This is a genomic window from Brevibacillus sp. HD3.3A, assembly GCF_013284375.2.
Classification (GTDB): domain Bacteria; phylum Bacillota; class Bacilli; order Brevibacillales; family Brevibacillaceae; genus Brevibacillus; species Brevibacillus parabrevis.
Map to the genome: position 1 here is coordinate 4,154,086 of NZ_CP085874.1, position 20,174 is coordinate 4,174,259.

Sequence of the window (20,174 nt, forward strand, 5' to 3'; positions counted from 1 at the left end):
AGGTTTGTCCATGGTACAATATGGGTAAAGACATAGGAAAGTGGTCCGGGGAGGAATTGTATAGATGGAACTGACAAAGCGAAACAGCGGCACAGATTGGGAGGGGGAAGCTGCAACGGCCCAATCGATCTTGTTTAAAATGGGAAGTGAGTATTACGGGCTGTCCATCGCGCTGGTGCGCGAAATCATCAAGCCATTGCCGATCACCCGTTTCCCCAAATCGCCTGAGTATGTAGAAGGCGTCATTGACCTGCGCGGACGAATTTTGCCGATCGTCAACCTGCGCAAAATGTTTGGCCTGGAGCCGCTGGAACAAACAGACGACACCCGCTTTGTCGACTTGCAGCTGGAAGGGCTGAACATCGGGATCATCGTCGATGCGGTATCCGAAGTCATGAACATTCCGCAGCACCTGATCGAACCGGCTCCCCCTATCGTGGCGGGTGTCGAGGGCAAGTATTTGCAAGGCATTGCCCGTCTAGATGACAAGCTGATCATGCTGCTGAATATCGATGAAATTTTTGGTCAGTGGAAAAAATAAGCAGACATTTATGGCTGAAGGAAACCAGTACACGTCGTTGGTACTGGTTTTTTGCTGACTCTGTTCCTTTTTGCCGAGGATGTCACGCCAGGAAACTTGAGCGCGACCTGGTTCGTACTAGCTGTTGAGATTTTTTGCATACGGAGCGTGATTTTCGATGCTTGCTCACCCGCTTTTCCCGCTGGCTCGTGCCATCCCGCTTGCTTTGAGCAGCGGACAATACTCGGCGCTGTATGACATGTGCAGCAGCGCTTTTCGGGACGAGGTTAGCAGGGAAGAATTTATTTCCTTCGCCGCCGATTTTCATCGCGATCTGGAATGCTACGAGGAACAGCCACTGTCTGTCGTGCCGCTGAATGCGATGACGCGCTTCGTCTGGACGGCTTGCGACGGACAAAAGGGCTTGTCTGCCGCCATCGATGCAGACGGGATCATTCACGGGCTGCGCCTTTCCCACCTGACGTCTCATCCCGACACAGACCAGGCTTGCAGCCGCCATCTGTACCGCCTGCCTTTTCAGGGAACGTGGTTTACTTTTTGGGGCGGGAAAAACGAACTGATCAACTATCACTACGCCTACGACAACCAGCGTTACGCCTACGACTTTTTGATCATGAAAGAAGGGCGCTCCTGTCACGGCGATCCTGCTGTCAACGAGAGCTATTACGCTTTTGATCAGCCCATCGTGGCTCCGTGCGTCGGAAAAGTGGTCAAGGTCGCAAGCGATGTGCCGGACAACGCGCCAGTCGGCGTGATGAACGAGGAACAGCCTGCGGGAAACTTCGTCGAGATCGATCACGGGCAGGGCGAGTTCAGCCTGCTCGCCCATCTGAAGCAGCATTCCATCACGGTCAAGCCCGGCGACATCGTGTCGGCAGGAGAAATCATCGGACGTTGCGGCAACTCTGGCAACTCCAGCGAGCCTCACTTGCATTTTCAAGTGTCGAATGCCGTGAACTTGTACACGGCGATTTCCATCCCGATTCGCTTTTCGGAAAAGGAACCGATCATCCAGGGCATGTTCGTCGGCAGCTGAATCGCCCCGCTCCTTCGCCCCTAGCATCGCTCAACCGACCGCTCAAACAAAAGCAGGACGGGAGCCATCTGCCCCCGTCCTTTTCTGTCGTTACTCCCTGCCTCCGCTTGCCAAGTACGCATAATTGACCCATACCATTTCCTCAATCCCTAAAATCTCTTTGAAAAGATCGACTGAGTCGTACAATAGTGAAGCCCCGGTCTCATCGTCTACGTCTGTCAGCAGTTGCAAGTCGAACAGCGAGCGCAGCTGCTGCACCTGTTTGGGGCCCGCGATCCGGTTGAAGGATTGCGGTTTGATGCGGGTAATTCCCTTCCCTACCTCTCGCCGATACAACTCCGAACGCACAACCCGGTCCAGTATGTCTTCATACTTTTGCCGAACGTCCTCGCTGTCTGTAATTCTTTCCTGCAGGTCAATCTCCGGATAAAGTCTGCCGAACTCCGCCTCTGCCATCTCCACATCCAGTGAATAGCTGATCGTCGCCGAAGAGACCTCGAAGCCAGCATCGAACAGACGAAACCCCCAGCCATTGTCTTCTGCATCATGAAACCAAAGCAGCGGCACGAATTGCTTCGACAGTGTAAGCAAAAAATCAAGCGTCGAGGAGGTTTCAATCCATTCATCCTGCAGGAAAAATGCGTTCCAGTCGCCATTGATGTTTCTGTGGAAGTACGGTTGCGAAGACTTGGACAAGGCAATCAGCACTTTCGGTTCGTATTTGCGTGGATAAAGAATGCCGGTCGTGAACTCACCCATCCGTTTTCCACCGCTTTCTGGAAAGCTTTCCCCTGGTCCTTTTCTTAGTCTATTCAGGTACCGCTCGTTTTTTGCTGTGATCTTTATCAAACGTGCTCGTATGAATCACGGTATGCACGGCTCCTTCTGGCAAAAGCTCCGAACGGTACAGATGGACATGCCGTACTTTCCAGCGCGGCGAATCGGGAGCCAAAAACCGCTCGTTCCAGTCCATGAGCGGCAGTCCCTCGCTTCCTGCCTGCGGCCCGCGGGCAAGCGTGATGTGCGGCCGATAGCGCTTGCGGTCATACGCCACGCCCTCATGCAGCTCAAAACGTCTGGCGAGCAAGAGATGCAACTGCTTCAGCGGATTCGTTTGCCCGCGCAGCCCGAGCCACAAGACGCGGGGATGCTGGGCGTGCGGGAATGCGCCAAAGCCGCCGATGCGCAAGGTGAACGGCTCGATAATCGCGCTGACGATGTCCATGTCCTCGCAAACAGCCGGGACAAGCCGCTCGTCCACCTCTCCGAGAAAATGCAGAGTCAGGTGCAGATTGTGCAGCGGCTGCCATCTGTCTGCCATCACTTCCGGCTTGAGCCGTTCTTGGACAGCGGAAATATATTGAACCGCCTCTTCTGGAATATCCAATGCCACGAACAAACGCATAGACGTCTTTTCGTCCTCCTTTTGGCTGCCTTCTTGCCTCAACGAAAAATAGCCCTCCTGTGACGGAGAGCCATTTTACCATCTACGCCGCTTTAGGCAGCCATCATCTTTCCGGTTACGATGCCCAAAACGCTGCGCACATATTCGCCCAGTCGTCCAGAGCCAGGTTGATAGGTGAAGCGAAGTGTCAGCTCGACGTGCCCGACATGCCCCGCCGGAGGTATGTTCCAGAACAGGTCAGCTTCGCCGTACAAAATTTCCTCAATCCGCAGTTTTTTGCCCTCGATGTCCAGTTCCGGATCATGAGACAGCGAGAATTTCATCATGATGGAAAATGAGTCTTTTTTTACTCCGCCCCGCAAGTTTAGTTTGCCGTGGATCGCGACGAGTCCCGCTTCCCCCCACAAGTTGTACTCCAGCAAAGCCTGGCATTGGGGCTGCACCTGCAATTCAAGCGCAGGCAGACCTCCCTCAATCGTTAGTGCATGACGCTTTGCCAATTGTTCGATCTCCCCTTGAAAACGGTGAGCGCAATCGGAAACAGCCTGGAACAAATCGGGCTCTACAGCGTACATCGTCGTCACCTCTCCCCAACGGATTATCTGCTTTATTACTTCGTACTTCCCCTTGTCGTATCCTTTGTTGAAAAATGACTTATTTACCCTTATTTCATCGAAGGGCAAAAGATTCCTATGAAAATGCTATTTCACAATGTTGCAACATTTACTGATACGGAACAGGCATGCCCGGAAACGCTTTCACGAACAGGGTTTGCAGATGCGCCTGTACATTTTCGTCCAGCTCCAAATGATAGAGTACGCCATTTTCATAGCGCAAAAGCGGATACGCGCCCAGACCGAGCGCAGAAACTTCTTTTGTCTCCACATATTCCGGCAGCGTCAACAGGAAGCGGGAAAACGGATTGGCGTCCTCCTCTGCCATGTGGATGACCTCAAACAAGTGCCCAAGCCCTGGGGTGACAATCAGATCGAGCAGTTCGCCGCGCTCCGCCACCCATACGGTAAACGCGGACTCCCGCACCTCGCTGCGCGCGTGTCTGCGCATCACCCAGACAGCCTGGCGAACGGTGCTCATCAGCAGGTGCTGGGCGCCTTCTTCGCCATGTACGGCCTGCATCCGTCTGTAGTCGAGGACAAAAGCCAGCCCTTCTTCCGTGAAAACCGTGTCGGGAAAAGACAGTGCCGCGATGCTTCGCATTTCTTCCTCGCGCACCTGTGCCTCCTGCGGGATCGTCTCGACTTTCCCCTCAAAAAGGGAACGAATCATTTCCCGGGTGCGCTCGACCTCTCCTGCGGAAAAAAAGATGGACTCGGAGTAAATATGCGTCAGCTCGCCTTCCCCGTAAGCCAAATAGTGCAGGAGCGTACAAGGCTGTTCCAGCATTCGCAACGCCATTCCCCGCTGCTCCGCCAATTGGATGTCAAAAGTGAGCGGAAAGCCGAGCGGCTGGAGCGGATCAGACAGCGTCCAGATCACGCCCAAAAGCTTGCCTTGATACGTCTTGAACTCAACAGAGACAGCATCCCGCGTCTGCTCGACAAAAGCGTCCACCGATTCAAACACCAGGTACAGCTCGACCTCTCCTGTTCCGTTCATGCGGGCAAAATAAGGCAGCCCCGCTTCGCTGGCGAGCTGGTACAAGTCGAAAAAATCGTGCTTATCGAGAACCTCGCCCTGCGTCTCCTTGACGGGAGAGCGCAGAGCCGGGTCCGGGGCAAGCACGGGATTGAACTCCTCATTCATCTGGCTGCTCCCCCTGCTTTTCCCATGGCTGCATCAGCGGCCAGCCGTCCATCTGCTTGAGCAGCGAACGATCCGTGGCATCGATATGGACAGGCGTGACGGCGATGTAATCATGCTTCACCAGGTCGTAGTCATACGGCTCTGCAATCGGCATCACCTGCGGGTACTCCCGCATCAAAAAATATCCTTCTGCTGCTTCGCTGTACTTGTCCTCATAATGATGCAGCGAAAGCGTCGCCGGAACAATCCCTTTGACTTGCGCAAGCGGGACGTGCGGAATGTTGATATTCCAGAAAACTTCTGGCGCCAATTCGCCTTTTCCGGCTCGCTCCGCAAAATCTTTCACGAGCGGCGCGATCATCTGTACGACGTCGCCGTAATTTTCCTGGTCGTACCAGTTGTCATAGGACAGGGCAACGCCGGGAACTCCCAAAATAACCGCTTCTCTGGCCCCGCTGCATGTGCCGGAGTAATATATGTCGCGCCCCAAATTCGTCCCTACGTTGATTCCCGAGAACACGATATCGGGCTTTTCTTCTGCCGCAAACAGCAAATGATAGGCGGCTTTCACGCAGTCGGCGGGATTGCCGTTCACCGCCCACGCTTTGACGGGAAGACCGTAAAAGTCGCGTTTTTCCGTTGCCAGTGGCGTGCGATAGGTCACCCCGTGGCCAACGCCGCTTTTTTCCTCATCGGGAGCCACCACAAAGATTTCTGCCTGGTCCAGTACGAGCAGCGCTTCCACCAGCCGCTTGATGCCCAATGCCTCGATGCCGTCATCATTCGTAACTAAAATTCGCAACATAAGATCTCCTCCTTCATCGTGGCGCCTAGTCGCATTTGCTTCACACTTCCTTTTATTGTACTTTAGAAAGCTTTGCCAAGCCAAGCTTCCCGCCCGCAACTTGCGACACATCTGGACAATAAAAAAGACCCCAATGCGATTGGGGTCGTAATTAGTCGCCGACGATCTCTTTCCAGCGATCGCGCCAGGCGATCCCTTCGCGAATCCATTCTTCCACTTGCGCCTGCTTCTCCTGGGAAATGCCGATCAGGCAAGCGATGCGCGCGATTTCCTTCGTCTCCAGCGGCGACAGCTTCCGGTCAATCAGCGCCATATGGTACAGCTTGCGCATCATGACGAGCTTCTCGCTCTGGCTCAGGTCGACCATGTCTTCTACGATCACCTCGGGACGTTTCGGGTAATCGATGTCATCCATGAGGATTTGCCGCTCTTTTAGCGTAAAATGTTCCGAATTGACAATGTCATGAATGCGGTCAACTTCCCGGGAACCTATATAACCGTCGGCATGCCCGACGCAAATCATCAAGCGCAAGGATGCAAACAAAATATGTTTGTCTTTTTCCGTTTTGGTATACAACGTGTCGTTCCTCCTCCGAACAAGTAATAAACAAACGATGATATATACATCTAATAATACGATAAAAAAGGAAAGCGGTTTCATATGAATGTGTGACAAATTTTTGCTTCTCTTTGGCTGGGAGGCGCGATTTCGCCACATTTGCGGGCGAAGTCGGCCATTCCCTATATGAACAAAGGCAGAGAATGCGATTATCGCCCAAAGACCGTCCGAAAATCGATCCAGCCGTACGCGTCCAGGCTGATTCCCGACAGACGAGGGTGTGCTTTCATCTCGACGCGATTGGCGTACAGGGGCACAAAAATATGATCAGCCATCAGCTTTTCCATCATCGTGCGCACAATCGTCTGACGCTCCTCTGTCAGCGTAGTTTGCCCCAAGCTGCGAATCAGCCCTTCCAGCTCCGCTTTGCCGTGTGCAGTCAGATGGTGCGTGATGCTCAAAGCTTCTGCCAGCAAAAACTCGACGAGCGACAGCTCCGTTCGCTCGTCCACATTGGCGCTGTCGACGACGAGATCAGCGTGTTGCAGCAAGGCAGGTAAAGCCAGTTCTTCCGGAGTGGCGTACTGAATCTCGATCGGAATGCCGTACGCTTTGGCCTTGTCCCGAATCCATTCGGCATCCTCGATGTGATCCGCGTCTGGATAAGTGTACAGGCTGAGCGTCTCTTTGCCGTAGCCTCTTGCATCTACCAGGCGGGCGATTTCCGCTGGATCGTCTGGAGTGGAGCCTGCCGTCTGCCGATATCCTCCCCATACTTCCGCCTGCTCCCTGCCGCCCTTCAACTCCTCCCTGAGCGCAGGGCCAGCCAAAAGCTCCGCAAGCAAGCTGCGAAAGGAAGCGTCCGCCAAAGGGCCTTTTTTGGCTGCATTCAAGCTGACGTACTGAAAGCATTTCTCCTGCCGGGCGACTTCGTTCCACGCAGGCTCTGCCTCCGCTTCCTGGAGCGAACTCGCTTTCGCCACAGTCAGCACGCTCTCATCTGTCCAGTCCGCTTGTCCCATGCCAGGGACGCACCAGATTTCAATTTTGTCCAAAAACGGCCGCCCGGCAAAATACGGCGCGAACGCCTCAAGGACAAGCATGGAATCGTCGTGGCGCACAACGCGAAACGGCCCTGTCCCTACCGGCAACCGCGAGAACTGCTCCCCCATCTGCTCGGTGTAGTCACGCGGGACAATCGACAGTTGTTCTTTGCTCAACGCTTGCAAAAACAGCTCATCCCGCTCTTTCAACTCAATCGTCACGACATAGTCATCACAGACGTTTACCGACTCGATAGAACGAGCCAGCCAGCGATGCTTGAACGATTGCTCCATCAGGCGCAGCAAGGAAAAACGGACGTCGTCAGCAGTCAGCAGGCGGCCATGGTGAAACAGCACGCCTTTTCGCAAGTAAAACGTCCAGCGCTTTCCGCTCTCGTCCGTCTCCCAATGAAAGGCCAGCTGCGGCTCTATTCGCTTCGTGAGCGGATCAAACCGGACAAGCGTATCGAACAGATGCTTGACCAAATGCGTTTGCGAACGCAGCAAAACGTGAATCGGGTCCAGTGCTTCAAACGGGCGATCGAGCAGCAAGCGCAATGTATCGACTCGGCTATTACTACCCTTTTCCCGCGTCACCCGCGCTCCAAACTGACTTTTCATCCAGAGTGAAAAATTTTGCGAAAAAGTCGGCCACGCCTCCCCGTATTGCTGCATCAGTTCCTGGGACGCGCGAATTTCCCCTGTTTGGGCAAGCTCCTTGGCTACAGACAGCAGCAAATCTGCCGGTTCCAAAAGGAGGGTCAGAACGGAATGATTCCCCCTGCCTCGTCCCGGCTGCCAGCCGAGCCAGCCGCGGGCTTGCATTTTTTTCAATGTCAATGTGGCATTGCGCAGCGTACAGCACAAAATCGCCGCGACTTCTGCCAGCGTGATCTCCAGCGGACGACCGACCGAAACGGTTGGCCTCAGCGCACATAAACGAAGATATTGTTCAACCAGTTGCATCTCATTTCACCGCCAATAAAAAACATGAAAAAATGATTCCCCTAATCGTACGCTTTTTCTGTGTCGTCCGCCAGCTTACAATTCGAAGAACCAACCACCAAGCCGGAACCTCCGGAGAAAGGACACACGTCTATGCATCTGCTCCCCGCTTCCTTCCGCAACTTTATCGCGGAATACCCTGCCTTGCTGTGGGTTCGTCTGTTCGGGGAAACGCTCACTTCCCTGTCCAGCACGATGATCGCGCCTTTTCTCGTCCTGTACTTGAGCGAAAACATCAGCGGCTCCGTCACACTCACCATGCTGGTGATCGGCTTGCAGCCGTTTTCCGAGATTTTGCTGACCTTGTTCGCGGGCGGATTGACTGACCGGATTCGGCGCAAAACGATGCTGCTCGTTGCCTTGCTGATTCAAGGCTTCGCCATGCTCGGGATGGCTTTTGCCGATTCTATCGCCGCTTTTGCCGTCCTGTACGTGCTCAACGGCGCTGGCCGCTCCCTGTTCATCCCGGCAAGCCGCGCCCATCTGGCCGATACGATCCCGCCTGGGCAAATGGCAAGTGCTTTTGCTCTGTTGAATACGTCCTCAAGCATTGGGGCGGCAATCGGGCCACTCCTTGGCGTGATTCTCTACAAGTACAATCCGGCGATGGCTTTTCTGTTTACCGCGATCTCGCTTTTCGTTTACGCGGCGGCGGTCTTGTGGAAAATCCCGCAAACGCCGTTGCCGGAATGGGCGGAAGCAGCTCACGAGAAAGCGCCACGCTTCAGTAGAGGAGCATGGAAGGCATACCGCCCGGCATTGGCGATCATGACGCTTTCACTGCCGATCAGTCTGTTCTATGCGCAAACCGAAACAAATTTGCAGCTGCACATGAAAAATACGCTGCCCGACTATTTGCAAGCTCTCGCCTTGCTCATCGCTGTGAAGGGGATTTTGCTCATCATGTTTGAATTTCTGCTCGTCAAGTGGACACAGCACATGCCCGCTCGCTGGCTCATCACCGCATCATACGGCTGCTTCTTCCTCGTCGCTCTCGGTTATGCCTACATCGATTCCTTGCCGCTTCTGCTCGCCATGCAAGTGCTGCTCGTCATCGGCGAAAGCGTCGGCTTGACCCAACTGCTCGCTTTTGTCACGCGGATTGCGCCATCCTCGATGCGCGGCCGATATTTTGCCATCACCGGGACACACTGGGATATTTCCCGCATGTGCGGCCCGTATTTGGGCAGTCTGGTCTTGCTGCACTACGGCGGCACGCTGCTGTTCACGATCGTCGCTGGCATCCTGGTCATTGGAGCGTTCGCCATGCACCGCTATTTGACCGCCAAAGAAAAAACCTTCCCGCTCGCGCAGGAAGGCTGATGAAAAGCGTTAGGTCAACAAGAATCGGTCTTCGCTGAAGCTCTCTCCGCCACGGGCTGCCTCGAAGGCGCGCAGCAAGTCTTGCGGCTTCATGGTTCGTTTTTTCTCATCCGGAATGTCGAGAATGATCCCGCCGTCGTGCAGCATCAACAGGCGATTCCCCATGTTCAGCGCTTGCTCCATGTTGTGCGTGACCATGATCGTCGTCAGCTTGTGGCGAGCGACAATCTTGTCGGTCAGCTCGACAATGAGCTGCGCCCTTTTCGGGTCCAACGCTGCCGTATGCTCATCCAGCAGCAAAATTTTCGGTTCCGTAAATGTAGCCATCAACAGGCTGAGCGCCTGACGCTGACCGCCGGAAAGGAATCCCACCTTTGTTTTCAAACGGTTTTCCAGTCCTTGGTCAAGCTGCTTCAACTGCTCGCGGAACAACTCGCGCTTGTGGTTGTTCACTCCGAAGCCTAGCGTGCGGCGGCGTCCACGCCCGAGCGCGATCGCCAAATTTTCTTCAATCGTCATGTTCGGCGCAGTACCTGCCATCGGGTCCTGGAACACCCGACCGATCAATTCGGCCCGCTGGTGCTCGCCCAGGCGCGTGACATCCTTGCCGTCAATCGTGATCGTTCCGCTGTCCGGGAACAGCCCGCCGGAGATCATGTTCATCATCGTCGACTTTCCGGCTCCGTTACTGCCGATTACGGTGATGAACTCTCCGCGCTTGACGTGCAAGTTTACATTGCGCAACGCGATTTTTTCATTGACGGTGCCCGCATTGAACACTTTGTTAACATAGGAAATTTTAAGCATTGCTGTTTCCTCCCCTTACCGAGCGTACCGCTTGTTTTTTCCAGATTCCTTTGGCAACGGTCGGAACAGTCAATGCGACAATGACGATCAAGGCGGTAATCAGCTTCATGTCGGACGGATTCAATCCCGCCTGCAAAGCCAGGGCAATCACCAAACGGTACACAATCGAACCGAGAATGACAGCGAGTGTGACGCGGAAAATGGAGGAGCTGCCGAACAGCACTTCCCCGACAATAACAGAAGCAAGACCAATCACAATCATCCCGATCCCCATGCCGACATCGGCAAAGCCCTGGAACTGGGCAACCCAAGCGCCAGACACAGCTACCAGACCGTTGGACAGCGCCAGACCGATAATCGTGGTCGTGTCCGTATTCACTCCGAAGCTGCGAATCATTTTTGGATTGTCCCCTGTCGCCCGCAGATCGAGGCCGAGGTCGGTGTGCAGGAACCAGTCAATTACCAGCTTGAGCACGAGAACTCCGACGAAAAATACGATGGATACGCCAGTCAGCAAAGTGACGCCGCCTACCGTCAAGTCGGGAATGCTCAAATCTTTTACATAGGTGAACAACGTATCTTCACGCAGCAAAGGCAAATTCGCCTTTCCCATAATCCGCAGGTTGATCGAGTACAGCGCGATCATGGTCAAAATCCCTGCCAGCAGTGCGTTGACCTTTCCTTTTGTATGCAAAACGCCGGTAAATGCCCCTGCCAATCCCCCGACGATGAACGCCAGGAGAGTAGCCAGGTACGGGTTGGTTCCATCGATGATAAACTTGGCTGCGATCGCTCCGCCCAAGGCGAAGCTGCCATCTACCGTCAAGTCAGGTACGTTTAGAATGCGAAAGGTCAAATACACGCCCAGAGCTAAAATTCCGAATAGCAAGCCCTGCTCGATGGCTCCCATTATTGCCAAATTCATAGAAGAAATCCTCCTGTTGCTGCGATTATTACTCGATCACTTCGCCAGCGCGGTCGAGCATGGATTGCGGAATGGTCACTCCCATTTTCTCCGCTGCTTTTTTGTTCAATACGAGCTTCATGTCTGCCTGCATCTCGACAGCCATGTCTGCCGGCTTCGCTTCGCCCTTCAAGATTTTTGCTGCCATGTCTGCTGTTTGTTCGCCGAGCTTGGTGTAGTCGATTCCGTAAGTAGCAATTGCACCGCTCTTCACGGAGTTTTCTTCCCCTGCGATGACCGGAATTTTTTGCGCTTCGGCAACGCTCAGGACTGCTGCAATCGACGATACGACCATGTTGTCTGTCGGCACGTAGAACGCGTCTACTTTGCCTACCATCGACTCAGCCGCTTGCTTCACCTCTGTTGCGCTGGTGATCGCTGCTTCCTGAATGGACAGGCCCAGCTTGTCCGCTACTGCTTTCGCCGCATCTACCTGCACTTTGGAGTTCACTTCGCCGGAGCTGTAGATAACTCCAACTGATTTCGCATCTGGCTTCAATTCTTTGATCAGCTTCAATTGCTCTTCCACCGGGTTCATGTCGGAAGTACCTGTCACGTTTGCTCCCGGTTTATCCATCGCTTTTACCAGACCTGCCTCTACCGGATCGGTTACTGCCGTAAACAAGATCGGAATGTCTTTGCTTGTTTGGGCAGCAGCCTGAGCGGTCGGCGTCGCGATCGCCAGTACGAGGTCTACTTTGTCAGACTCGAATTTTTGCGCGATGGAGATTGCTGTATCCATGCTCGCTTGCGCTGATTTGACGTCGATTTTTACTTGTTTGCCGTCTTCGTATCCGTTTTTGGCAAGCTGCGCCACAAAGCCTTCGCGTGCTGCATCCAATGCCGGGTGCTCTACGAACTGAGAAATCCCGATTTTAAACTGTTTGGTTTCAGCAGCTGGCGCCGGCTGGTTCGAAGCAGGTGGAGTCTGCTCGTTGCTCGCCGGGGTAGCGCTTTGCTGTCCACATGCGGTAACAGACAAAAGCAGCAAAGGAAATAAAAAACTCTGAATTTTTCTAATAGTCTTTTTCTGTTTGAACATGTGATAAATGCCCCCTTGAAAAATTTTTTCTAATTTTAACACGGATAAAACAGTTTTAAAAGAATAAAAAGAGAGCTTGACGCTCTCTTTTTACTTGGTGATTTCTTTCGCCTGCTGTTTGAGTGCCTCTGAAATCGTGAGACCAAACTTCCCGGCTGCTGTTTCATTGATGTACAGGTCGGCCTGCTTTGAAATTTCGACAGGAGTGTCTGCAACCGCTTGTCCTTTGAGGACACGGGCAGCCATTTCGCCTGTTTGCTTGCCAATCTGGTAGTAGTCGATGCCGTACGTGGCTACTGCGCCGCGTTTTACGGTGTCTGTGTCGGAAGCAAAAACAGGAATCTTGTTCGCTTCCGCTGCTCCCAGTACAGCCTCAAAAGAGGACACGACGGTATTGTCAATCGGAATGAACATGGCGTCAGCTTTTCCAGCAAGTCCCTGAGCTGCCAATTGCACCTCGGAAAGCTGCGAAATGCCCGCCTTGATGATTTCTACGCCTTCTTTGCTCGCTGCCTCTTCCAGCTCTTTTACCTGTACCTCAGAGTTGACCTCGGAGGTGGTGTAGATCACGCCCAGCTTTTTCAACTGGGGCAGGAAGGTTTTGATCAGCTTCAATTGTTGTTCCATCGATACTTTGTCGCTCGTTCCAGTCACGTTCTTGTCCGGTTTTTCCAGACTGCTGACCAGCTGAGCCGAGATCGGATCTGTTACGGAACTGAACAAAACAGGTTTGTCGGTAATCGCCTTGGCTGCAGCCTGAGCGGATGGAGTCGCAATCGCTACGACCAAATCCTTCTTGTCTCCGGCGTACTTCTGCGCAATCGATACCGTGTTGTTCATATCGCCATGGGCGTTCTGGTAGTCAACCTCCAGATTTTTGCCCTCTTCGTAGCCGGATTGTTTCAAGCCATCCAAGATTCCTTGATGAATCGCATCCAAAGCGGGATGCTCTACGAATTGCGTCAAGCCCAGCTTCACCGTTTGGCCTTGGCCGGAACTGGTCGCTGTTGCTTCATTTTGTCCACCTGTTTGATTGCCACATGCTGCCAAAGAAATGGCCAGCAAAGTGGTCAGTGCCATACTGACTGCTCGTCTCATCTGTACTTCCTCCTCTAAGCTCTGCTCTCTGTGCCTGATCACCCTCTGGTAACAAGGCATCTTGCATTTGTGCAACTTGTGTCCCATTATAGCATATTATTGCGTCCTGAAAAGCTTTTTTCATCAATCTTCCGTTCCGGTTTCTTCCTCTGCATTTGGCATTTTTTTCACGAGAACCCTGGTAATCCGGTAGTGATCGACTTCCCCCACCACAAACTCGAACTTGCCCTCCCGCACCCGGTCGCCTACGCGGGGCGGATGGTCGATTTGCATGTAAATCCACCCGGCCAGCGTATCGACCTCGCTGGATTCCAAATCGAGGTCCAGGTAGTCGCCCACTTCCTCCAAAAGCATTCTGCCGTCAAGCGACAGCATGCCGTCGTTCTTTTCTACTTCCGGACGCTCGTCGTCAAATTCATCCTGGATATCGCCGACGATTTCTTCCATAATATCTTCAAGCGTCACCAAGCCAGCCGTGCCCCCGTACTCATCGATGATGATCGCCATTTGCCCGCGCTGTTTTTGCAGCATCGTCAGCAGACGGCTGATCGAGATCGTCTCGGGAACCGTCAAAACCGGGCGCATCAACGTTTTCAGATCGCTGTGCTCGCCTTCCAAAAGCCCTGTCAGCATGTCTTTGATGTGCAAACTCCCCACGACGTGATCCTTGTCGCCATCGACGACCGGATAGCGGGTGAATCGGCCGTTTTGCACGAGGCGGACATTTTCGTCAAACGGATCGCGCACGTTGAGCACAACCATATCGGTTCGCGGAACCATAATCTCCCGCGCCATCGTCTCGGAAAAATCAAAAATGTTGTCTACCAGCATCAGCTCTGTCTGGTCGATCAGGCCGCTTTTGTGACTTTCGTTGACCAGAATACGGATTTCTTCTTCTGTATGCGCCTCCTGATGCGGCTCCATGGAAATGTGGAACAAGGCGAGGATGCGGCTTGCCGACCAGTTCAGCAAAGCGATAAACGGATACATGACTTTGTGAAACAGCTGGATCGGCCGACTGACAGCGAGCACGACCATTTCGGTGCGCTGAATCGCAAGTGTCTTCGGAGCCAGTTCGCCCAGCACGATATGCAAAAAAGTGATCACGGAAAACGCAATAATAAAGGAAATGCTGCTCACCAGCGTCTCGTTCAGCTGGAAGTAGCGAAATACCGGATGCAGCAAGTGAGCCACAGCAGGCTCGCCAAGCCAGCCGAGTCCGAGCGAGGCGAGAGTGATGCCCAATTGGCAGGCAGACAAATAAGCATCCAAATTGTGGATGACTTGCTCCACGTTCTCCGCCCGTTTGTTGCCTTCTGCCACGAGCTGGGCAATGCGCGACTCCCTCACTTTCACCACGGCAAACTCGGTTGCAACGAAGAAGCCGTTGAGGAAAACGAGGATCAAGACCAAACCCAAGTTAAACAAGCTTCCCCACATTCCCATTCTCCCCGCCTCCCTTTCCGTCCATTGCTTTGGGATATTGTTTCCCATCCTATCGCAAATGTTACCTGTCTGTTTTTCTTTCTTTTCCGGATTGTGATACCATAGTGCTGATTCATATGCCGTTTGTAACGAGGTGAATCTTTTGTCTTATCGTCCAGACTTGCCGATGATCGTCCAAAGCGATCGCACTGTATTATTGGAAACACAACATCCGTTGTTTGCGGAGGCAAGACAGGCCATCAGCGGTTTTTGCGAATTGCTGAAAAGTCCGGAGTACATCCATACATACCGGATTACCCCGTTGTCGCTGTGGAATGCGGCAGCCAGCGGACTTTCCCCGAATGAAGTAACAGGAGTGCTTGGCGCATACAGCAAATACGGCGTGCCGCCAACGCTCGTCAAAGAAATAGAAGAAACGATGCGCAAATACGGGCTGATTCGGTTGGAACGTCACGGGGATGATCTCGTATTAAATAGTGACGATCCTCTTGTTCTCACAGAGCTGACCGGATACAAATCGATCGCGGCCTTGTTCGAAGAAGGCTATACACTCAAAAGCTACGCACGCGGGCTGATCAAGCAGGAGCTGATCAAGCTTGGACTGCCTGTGCAGGATTTGGCGGGGTATTCGCAAGGAGAAGCCTGTCCGGTCAGCTTGCGGCAGACCAGTGCGTCGGGCAAGCCGTTTGCTTTGCGCTCCTATCAAAAAGACGCTGTCGATGCTTTTCACTTGGGCGGCGCGGTTACGGGTGGCAGCGGCGTGCTCGTCCTGCCCTGTGGAGCCGGGAAAACGGTCATCGGCATTGGCGCGATTGCGCAATTGCAGACCGCTACCCTTATTTTGACGACGAATACGACCTCCGTGCGCCAGTGGATTTCCGAGCTGCTGGACAAAACCGAACTGGACCCCGATCTTGTTGGCGAATACACCGGAGATCACAAGGAAGTAAAGCCGATAACTGTGGCAACTTATCAAATTCTCACATACCGCCCCACCTCTCTGGATGAATTTCCTCATATGAAACTCTTTTCAGAGCGTGACTGGGGGCTTATTATTTACGATGAGGTGCATTTGCTGCCTGCACCTGTCTTTCGTGTTACTTCCGGCATCCAGGCTACACGCCGACTCGGGTTGACCGCCACGCTCGTCAGGGAAGACGGCCGGGAAGAAGACGTCTTTACGTTGATCGGCCCGAAAAAGTACGAGGTTCCCTGGAAAGCGATGGAGGAAGCTGGCTGGATTGCGGAAGCGCGTTGCCGCGAAATCAGGCTGCCTTTTGAGCCAAAATGGCGGGAAGCGTACGCACATGCAACCGCCCGGCAAAAGTTCCGGATCGCTGCCGAAAACCCGAAAAAGCTCGAAGTGGTCCGCAAGCTGCTCGACCGCCACGAGGGCGACAGAGTGTTGATCATCGGCCAGTACGTCGATCAACTGGAGCAAATGGCAACCGCCTTGCAGCTTCCGCTGATTACGGGCAAAGTCCCGGAAAAAGAGCGCGAGACGCTGTACGAACAATTTAAAAAAGGGGAAATCACACGCCTGATCGTCTCCAAGGTAGCCAATTTTGCCGTCGATTTGCCGGACGCCAACGTCGCGATTCAAATTTCCGGCACGTTCGGCTCCCGTCAGGAAGAAGCACAGCGCCTGGGACGCATCTTGCGACCGAAAACGGACAACAACACTGCCCACTTTTATACACTCGTTACACGCGATACGAGAGAGCAGGAGTTTTCGCTCCATCGTCAGCTTTTTCTCGTAGAACAAGGCTATCCATACGAAATTATAGAAAACGAGATGCTGGTCTGAAACGTTTCGACAGAAGCCAGCGTCACATAGAGGGAAGGGAGGCCGGAGATTCAATGCAATCCGACGCCGAAATCATTCAGCGGATTCTTCAGGGCGAAATTGAAGGGTATCGCGACCTCATCCAGCGATATCAGCATATGATCTACGTTTTTATCTACAAAATGGTGAACAATCGCGCTGATGCAGAAGATCTTACTCAGGAAGTGTTCGTCAAGGCGTATGAAAAACTGTCTACGTTTCGAGGCGACTCGCAGTTTTCATCCTGGTTACATACGCTTGCCCGCAACAAGAGTATCGATTTTTTGCGCCGCCGAAAGTTTCACGACTCTGACGAGCAATTGGCGTACGTGCCGTCCAATACACGAGACGAATCTCCGCAGGATTCGCTCATGAACAAGGAGCAGCGCAGGGAAATCCAGGAAGCATTCGCCTTGCTGTCGGATACTTACCGGGAAGTAATCGTTCTGCGTTGCACGCATGAGTATCCGTTTGAAAAAATTGCAACTCTTCTCGGCATCGCCGAGTCTACAGCACGCGTCCGCTACTTGCGCGCTCGCCAAGAACTCGCAAAATTGTTAACCCGCAAGGAAGGGGGACTCGTACATGAACTGCCAGGCATTTAGAAAAGCATGGCTAGATGACACAGACAGCGATATTTTCTCTCATATAGAAACTTGTGAGGAGTGCATCGCATGGATTGAAACGCAAATGACAACAGAAGAGGAGGTGCAGTTCTTGAAGGAGGTTCCACTGCCCCAAGCGAATCTGGAAGAGCGGATTATGCAAGCCATCTACCAGAACGCAGGACAAGGTGTGCCCCCTCATGCCGCCACCGCAACCGTCGCTGTGCTTCCACAGCAAGCGGCAGCACCAGCAACCAGCAAGCGTCGGCCCAAAGGCTTCCCTTCATTCGCCTGGGTCAGCGCCGCAGCAGTCCTCCTGGCAGTGGGCTTCCTGAGCTATCAGCAGCTTCAGGACGATCAGATGATGCAGACAGCCGCCCAACCGGAAGCCAATCAGGCAAGCGCAAGCAATCAAATCGTGGCGTACAGCGGCAATGCGACGCAAGCGCAAGAGACAGCTCCAGCCGCTCCTCCTGCACCAGCCCAGGCGACAACAGGTGCAACAGGCGGCAGCAGTCAGCCAATGGCGAAGCAAAACGAAGCGGCTACTCCGTCCACAGGAGCGGCAGCAGCAGTTAATCCGAACGGTGATGCCGCGCCAGCTGCCGCCAATGCCCTTGTTGCGCTGGACGACACGCAGCAAAGCAAAGCGGCGCCGCCGCAAGCGCGCACCGCTCAGCCGGAAAACCAGGGGGCTGCGGCTGCCCGAAGTCAACCGACTGCCAAAGTACCTGCGGTGAATGCCAAAGAAAACGCGGCAAGCGAAGAAAACGTCGCCGAGAACGCCCTGATGGCTGCGAAAAAAGGCGGGGCACCCGCGATCACGGCCGATCAGCCTATGGGAATGACCGCCGTGCCCGAGCAAGAGAACAGCGAAAACGGACTCGTCGGCCCGTCGTTGGCCATGGCAGCCAAACAGCCGATCACGCTGTCGACCTTTACGGATACAGATACAGCCGTACAAGCGTCCGATATGCCCGTTCCCGTGCTGGCCCAAAACCCGAACAGCTTTTCGCTAAGCTCGATTTCCGTGCAATACGAATCAGAAACGAGCCAAAAAGTAACGCATCTGGCCGCTGATTACAAGCGCAACAACGACTGGATTCGGATCGACGTAGTACGGAACACACAAGGCAAACGCAGCTTGTCGATTCCCGGAACGTTTTCCGCCACTCAGCTGTTTGCAGTCAATGGCGAGCAAGCTATTGCCGTCTCGTTTGACAACAAGGACGCGAAAAATGCGGTCGCGGAGCACGCGGTCCATTTCAACGCCCAGTCCAATAATCAGTCCCTGTACGTAGTGATAACCGCCCACGGTGTTTCGCTGGACGAATTGATTGAAGCTTCCAAGCAACTGACCTGGAAGCCTTAACGAAAACACGATTTTCCAAAGACACGACCTGTTCCATCAGGCTCGTGTCTTTTTTTATTTGCCAAGCCTGGCTTCGAGCGGCCGGGTCGGGGGATGGAAAAGTTTTAGTACGGTATTGATCACTTTAAACTAATGTGTATAATGTTTGTTATAACATAAACAAAAACAACTTTTGTTTATTGAAAAGGAGTGCATCCACATGTCTAATGCTTCACCTCCCCGCTCGTCCCTGTTTCAAAATACGTATTTTCGCACCATCCTGTTGTCAGGAGCGCTTTTGCAAATCGGCGTCTGGGTTCGCAACTTCGCGATTCTTTTGTTTGTCATGGATCAGACGAACAACGACCCTTACGCCGTTTCCCTGATTTCCGTCGCGCAGTTTGGCCCGATCTTTCTGTTTTCCATCATCGGCGGGACATTTGCGGACCGCTGGCGCCCGAGAAAAACGATGATCATCTGCGACTTGCTTAGTGCGCTCTCTGTTGGCGCTGTGTTGCTCACCCTCGTGCTCGGCACATGGAAGGCAGTCTTTTTCGCCACCTTGATCTCGGCGACGCTCTCCCAGTTCTCGCAGCCTTCTGGCATGAAACTGTTGAAGCTTCACGTTCCCGGACACGAATTGCAACCTGCCATGGCGATGTTTCAGACGATGATGGCAGTGTTCATGGTAATTGGTCCGGCTCTCGGCACTCTCCTCTACCAATCTTTCGGGATCTCGTCCGCCATTGGCGTGATGGGCGTCTCTTTTGTCCTCTCCGCTGTCGTTTTGTTCCAGCTCCCGCGCGACGAGGACGGGCAAAAAAATCACACTGGCGAAAGCTTCTGGACCGAGTTTGCAGCCGGGTTCCGCTATGTGTGGTCAAAACCTTCCTTGCGCGCGCTCGGCGCGATCTTCACTTGCATCGGGCTGGCATCTGGCTTGATTCAGCCGCTGTTTGTCTTTTTGGTCGTCGAACGCCTCGGGCTCCCCAAGGAATATTTGCAATGGCTGATGATGGTCAACGGAGCCGCGATGCTGATCGGTGGCGGTGCCGTCATGAATGTCGCGAAAAAAGTCTCACCGCAAATGCTGATTGCTGCTGGTCTGCTCATAAGCGCCATCGGGACTTTCGGGAACAGCCTGTCTACCGCATTGTGGGCAGTCATGTTTTTCCAGTTTATCAACGGTCTGTTCTTCCCGTGCATTCACGTCGGAATCAACACGCTTCTGCTGAAAACGAGCGATGCAGCGTATATCGGCCGGGTAAACGGCGTCCTGACTCCCCTGTTTATGGGAACGATGGTCGTCTCCATGAGCATCGCGGGATGGCTGAAAAGCCTGTATTCCCTTCCCTTGCTTTTCGGTGGTGCGGGCCTGTTGTTTGCCGTCAGCATTTTGTTTGTCCTGCCTATGCTAAGACGAAAAGAGGTGCTGGCTGCTCCTTCGCAAAAAGCTTGAACGACTAGACAAACAGCTTTCGCGTCTTCTCCTTTTGCCCTGTTCGCTTCCGACTGTCTGCTATAATCAAGAGGGTTGCCCTTTCAGAAACAGGAA

19 protein-coding genes are annotated in these 20,174 nt (G+C 53.5%); 7 read left to right on the forward strand and 12 right to left on the reverse strand.

The genetic code is table 11. The features are described from left to right. The first annotated feature begins 64 nt into the window (after positions 1-64). Together HP435_RS19285 and HP435_RS19290 are read left to right on the forward strand one after the other, a co-directional pair. Entirely contained in the window at positions 65-541 is a 477-nt protein-coding gene (locus tag HP435_RS19285; RefSeq protein WP_173599608.1) for a chemotaxis protein CheW, read from the forward strand. A 157-nt stretch (positions 542-698) separates the two neighbouring features. Then, positions 699-1,577, forward strand: coding sequence for a M23 family metallopeptidase (locus tag HP435_RS19290; protein ID WP_173599607.1), 879 nt, complete (start codon positions 699-701; stop codon positions 1,575-1,577). Positions 1,578-1,667: 90 nt separating this feature from the next. Here the strand turns inward: HP435_RS19290 and HP435_RS19295 are convergent, their stop codons facing one another. The 7 genes from HP435_RS19295 to HP435_RS19325 all read right to left on the reverse strand — a co-directional run bounded on the left by HP435_RS19295 (position 1,668) and on the right by HP435_RS19325 (position 8,119). Then, positions 1,668-2,336, reverse strand: coding sequence for a hypothetical protein (locus HP435_RS19295; protein WP_122964821.1), 669 nt, complete (start codon positions 2,334-2,336; stop codon positions 1,668-1,670). Positions 2,337-2,385: 49 nt separating this feature from the next. Continuing rightward, on the reverse strand, positions 2,386-2,982 hold the full coding sequence (gene thpR / locus HP435_RS19300) for an RNA 2',3'-cyclic phosphodiesterase (RefSeq protein WP_122964843.1): 597 nt from the start codon (positions 2,980-2,982) through the stop codon (positions 2,386-2,388). A 92-nt stretch (positions 2,983-3,074) separates the two neighbouring features. Then, on the reverse strand, positions 3,075-3,557 hold the full coding sequence (locus HP435_RS19305; protein WP_063230099.1) for a hypothetical protein: 483 nt from the start codon (positions 3,555-3,557) through the stop codon (positions 3,075-3,077). Between the two features lie 148 nt (positions 3,558-3,705). Beyond that, positions 3,706-4,746, reverse strand: a complete 1,041-nt coding sequence (locus HP435_RS19310; RefSeq protein ID WP_122964820.1) for a hypothetical protein — start codon at positions 4,744-4,746, stop codon at positions 3,706-3,708. After that, a complete protein-coding gene (surE, locus tag HP435_RS19315; RefSeq protein ID WP_122964819.1) occupies positions 4,739-5,551 on the reverse strand; it encodes a 5'/3'-nucleotidase SurE in 813 nt (270 codons plus the stop codon). The genes HP435_RS19310 and surE overlap by 8 nt, the downstream gene beginning before the upstream one ends. A gap of 151 nt (positions 5,552-5,702) precedes the next feature. After that, positions 5,703-6,128 carry a TerB family tellurite resistance protein gene (locus tag HP435_RS19320; RefSeq protein ID WP_063230096.1) on the reverse strand — a complete coding sequence of 142 codons (426 nt, stop codon included), beginning with the start codon at positions 6,126-6,128 and terminating at the stop codon, positions 5,703-5,705. A gap of 191 nt (positions 6,129-6,319) precedes the next feature. Next, positions 6,320-8,119 carry an SgrR family transcriptional regulator gene (locus HP435_RS19325; protein WP_173599606.1) on the reverse strand — a complete coding sequence of 600 codons (1,800 nt, stop codon included), beginning with the start codon at positions 8,117-8,119 and terminating at the stop codon, positions 6,320-6,322. A 132-nt stretch (positions 8,120-8,251) separates the two neighbouring features. Between HP435_RS19325 and HP435_RS19330 the strand changes: the two genes are divergently transcribed. Next, positions 8,252-9,481 (forward strand): MDR family MFS transporter, encoded by a 1,230-nt coding sequence (locus HP435_RS19330; protein ID WP_173597781.1) that lies wholly within the window; start codon positions 8,252-8,254, stop codon positions 9,479-9,481. A gap of 9 nt (positions 9,482-9,490) precedes the next feature. On the opposite strand, the gene HP435_RS19335 is transcribed toward HP435_RS19330, so the two are convergent. The 5 genes from HP435_RS19335 to HP435_RS19355 all read right to left on the reverse strand — a co-directional run bounded on the left by HP435_RS19335 (position 9,491) and on the right by HP435_RS19355 (position 14,838). Further along, positions 9,491-10,288, reverse strand: coding sequence for an ABC transporter ATP-binding protein (locus HP435_RS19335; protein WP_063230093.1), 798 nt, complete (start codon positions 10,286-10,288; stop codon positions 9,491-9,493). Continuing rightward, positions 10,281-11,213 carry an ABC transporter permease gene (locus HP435_RS19340; RefSeq protein WP_122964816.1) on the reverse strand — a complete coding sequence of 311 codons (933 nt, stop codon included), beginning with the start codon at positions 11,211-11,213 and terminating at the stop codon, positions 10,281-10,283. Before HP435_RS19340 ends, HP435_RS19335 begins: the two co-directional genes overlap by 8 nt. Before the next feature lie 28 nt (positions 11,214-11,241). Next, the gene (locus tag HP435_RS19345; RefSeq protein ID WP_122964815.1) at positions 11,242-12,294 is read right to left on the reverse strand and encodes an ABC transporter substrate-binding protein; all 1,053 of its coding nucleotides are present in this window, start codon (positions 12,292-12,294) and stop codon (positions 11,242-11,244) included. Between the two features lie 90 nt (positions 12,295-12,384). Then, positions 12,385-13,392, reverse strand: a complete 1,008-nt coding sequence (locus HP435_RS19350) for an ABC transporter substrate-binding protein (protein WP_122964814.1) — start codon at positions 13,390-13,392, stop codon at positions 12,385-12,387. Positions 13,393-13,515: 123 nt separating this feature from the next. Next, a complete protein-coding gene (locus HP435_RS19355; RefSeq protein WP_122964813.1) occupies positions 13,516-14,838 on the reverse strand; it encodes a hemolysin family protein in 1,323 nt (440 codons plus the stop codon). Between the two features lie 142 nt (positions 14,839-14,980). Between HP435_RS19355 and HP435_RS19360 the strand changes: the two genes are divergently transcribed. The 4 genes from HP435_RS19360 (at position 14,981) to HP435_RS19375 (ending at position 20,078) form a co-directional block, all read left to right on the forward strand. Next, positions 14,981-16,645: a DNA repair helicase XPB gene (locus HP435_RS19360; protein WP_173597782.1), complete on the forward strand. Its 1,665-nt coding sequence runs from the start codon at positions 14,981-14,983 to the stop codon at positions 16,643-16,645. Positions 16,646-16,698: 53 nt separating this feature from the next. Continuing rightward, a complete protein-coding gene (locus HP435_RS19365) occupies positions 16,699-17,268 on the forward strand; it encodes an RNA polymerase sigma factor (protein WP_063230087.1) in 570 nt (189 codons plus the stop codon). 103 nt (positions 17,269-17,371) lie between these two features. Further along, a complete protein-coding gene (locus HP435_RS19370; protein WP_307723376.1) occupies positions 17,372-18,640 on the forward strand; it encodes a hypothetical protein in 1,269 nt (422 codons plus the stop codon). 199 nt (positions 18,641-18,839) lie between these two features. Continuing rightward, positions 18,840-20,078, forward strand: a complete 1,239-nt coding sequence (locus HP435_RS19375) for an MFS transporter (protein WP_122964810.1) — start codon at positions 18,840-18,842, stop codon at positions 20,076-20,078. Positions 20,079-20,174: the final 96 nt, after the last annotated feature.

Bases quoted from the DNA above. Each gene is read 5' to 3' on its own strand.
- HP435_RS19285 (WP_173599608.1), top strand. From the start codon at position 65: ATGGAACTGACAAAGCGAAACAGCGGCACAGATTGGGAGGGGGAAGCT.
- HP435_RS19290 (WP_173599607.1), top strand. From the start codon at position 699: ATGCTTGCTCACCCGCTTTTCCCGCTGGCTCGTGCCATCCCGCTTGCT.
- HP435_RS19295 (WP_122964821.1), bottom strand. From the start codon at position 2,336: ATGGGTGAGTTCACGACCGGCATTCTTTATCCACGCAAATACGAACCG.
- thpR (WP_122964843.1), bottom strand. From the start codon at position 2,982: ATGCGTTTGTTCGTGGCATTGGATATTCCAGAAGAGGCGGTTCAATAT.
- HP435_RS19305 (WP_063230099.1), bottom strand. From the start codon at position 3,557: ATGTACGCTGTAGAGCCCGATTTGTTCCAGGCTGTTTCCGATTGCGCT.
- HP435_RS19310 (WP_122964820.1), bottom strand. From the start codon at position 4,746: ATGAATGAGGAGTTCAATCCCGTGCTTGCCCCGGACCCGGCTCTGCGC.
- surE (WP_122964819.1), bottom strand. From the start codon at position 5,551: ATGTTGCGAATTTTAGTTACGAATGATGACGGCATCGAGGCATTGGGC.
- HP435_RS19325 (WP_173599606.1), bottom strand. From the start codon at position 8,119: ATGCAACTGGTTGAACAATATCTTCGTTTATGTGCGCTGAGGCCAACC.
- HP435_RS19330 (WP_173597781.1), top strand. From the start codon at position 8,252: ATGCATCTGCTCCCCGCTTCCTTCCGCAACTTTATCGCGGAATACCCT.
- HP435_RS19335 (WP_063230093.1), bottom strand. From the start codon at position 10,288: ATGCTTAAAATTTCCTATGTTAACAAAGTGTTCAATGCGGGCACCGTC.
- HP435_RS19340 (WP_122964816.1), bottom strand. From the start codon at position 11,213: ATGAATTTGGCAATAATGGGAGCCATCGAGCAGGGCTTGCTATTCGGA.
- HP435_RS19345 (WP_122964815.1), bottom strand. From the start codon at position 12,294: ATGTTCAAACAGAAAAAGACTATTAGAAAAATTCAGAGTTTTTTATTT.
- HP435_RS19350 (WP_122964814.1), bottom strand. From the start codon at position 13,392: ATGAGACGAGCAGTCAGTATGGCACTGACCACTTTGCTGGCCATTTCT.
- HP435_RS19355 (WP_122964813.1), bottom strand. From the start codon at position 14,838: ATGGGAATGTGGGGAAGCTTGTTTAACTTGGGTTTGGTCTTGATCCTC.
- HP435_RS19365 (WP_063230087.1), top strand. From the start codon at position 16,699: ATGCAATCCGACGCCGAAATCATTCAGCGGATTCTTCAGGGCGAAATT.
- HP435_RS19375 (WP_122964810.1), top strand. From the start codon at position 18,840: ATGTCTAATGCTTCACCTCCCCGCTCGTCCCTGTTTCAAAATACGTAT.